At 44.4% G+C, this 1,242-nt stretch carries 1 protein-coding gene; it reads left to right on the forward strand.

Annotated features, from left to right (window positions below):
- Positions 1-61 precede the first annotated feature (61 nt).
- Positions 62-1,212 (forward strand): IS3 family transposase gene (locus L2748_RS23960; RefSeq protein WP_220783632.1). Its coding sequence is split into 2 segments (ribosomal slippage): positions 62-305 and positions 305-1,212, totalling 1,152 coding nucleotides; the frame shifts between segments, so codons are not numbered across the junction.
- Positions 1,213-1,242 lie beyond the last annotated feature (30 nt).

Consider the following 1,242-nt stretch of genomic DNA (forward strand, 5'->3'; position numbering starts at 1 on the left):
TGATCCCTGCCACTACTTTTAGACACTCCACTAAGTAAGTACAATCACCATTGAGGTACTTATGAAAACAAATAAACCACGTAAAACTCATACCACTGAATTTAAACAAGAAGCCGTTCAGTTGGCTGTGAAAATCGGTGTTGCAGCCGCAGCTAGAGACTTAGGCGTATATGAGTCGCAAATCTACGACTGGCGCAACAAGTTCCAGCAAAAGAAAAGCTCAAGTCAACGTGAAGCCGAACTCGCAGCTGAAGTAGCCAAGTTAAAACGTCAACTAGCTGAACAAGCGGAGGACTTAGCCATATTAAAAAAGGCGGCTACCTACTTCGCGAAGAATCAAAAATAAAGCGATTCAAGTTCATGCAAGTGCACCAGTTTAAATTCTCGGTGTCACGCATGGCGTCGGTACTTAAAGTATCGCGAAGTGGGTTTTATCATTGGCTTAAATTCGGTGAACGGTCGAGCCAACGAGCGTTGCAACAACAACGACGAGATGAACAAATACAACAGATTTTTGTCGATTCGAAACAGCGTTATGGTGCCACTCGCATCAAAGTTGAGCTAGAAGATAAACAGCAAACACCGTGTATTAAGACGATTAGTGAGAGTATGAAGCGCCAGGGATTAGTCCCCAAAGCGGCTCGTAAGTTCAAGGTGACGACTGACAGCAATCATACCTTGCCAATAGCACCTAACTTGCTTGAACGCGACTTTACGGCCACCGCTCCCAATCAGAAATGGGTAACAGACATAACCTATTTATGGACTAGTGAAGGCTGGCTCTATTTAGCTGTTATTATCGATTTGTTTTCGAGAGCAGTGATTGGTTGGTCAATGAGTCCAAACATGAAAGCAGAGCTGGTATGTGATGCCTTAACGATGGCCATCTTCCGCAGAGGGCGTCCAAAAGGTGTCATCGTGCATAGTGATCGCGGTAGTCAGTATTGCTCGGGACATTTCCGTGGCTTGCTAAATAAGTATGAATTACAGCAAAGTATGAGCCGAAGAGGTAATTGCTGGGACAACGCTTGCGCGGAGAGCTTCTTCCACTCACTAAAAGTAGAAGCTGTTCATGGTGAACTTATTATGGATCGGAAAACCATGCGCCAAGCGGTCTTTGAATACATTGAAGTTGATTACAACAAAACGAGAAGGCATAGTGCGAATGGCTATCTCAGCCCAGAAGCATTCGAACTAAAGAGCATTGCTTAGTGCCGTGTCTAGTTTTAGTACTAGAGATCA

It is taken from the genome of Shewanella sairae (genome assembly GCF_023283535.1).
GTDB classification, from domain to species: domain Bacteria; phylum Pseudomonadota; class Gammaproteobacteria; order Enterobacterales; family Shewanellaceae; genus Shewanella; species Shewanella sairae.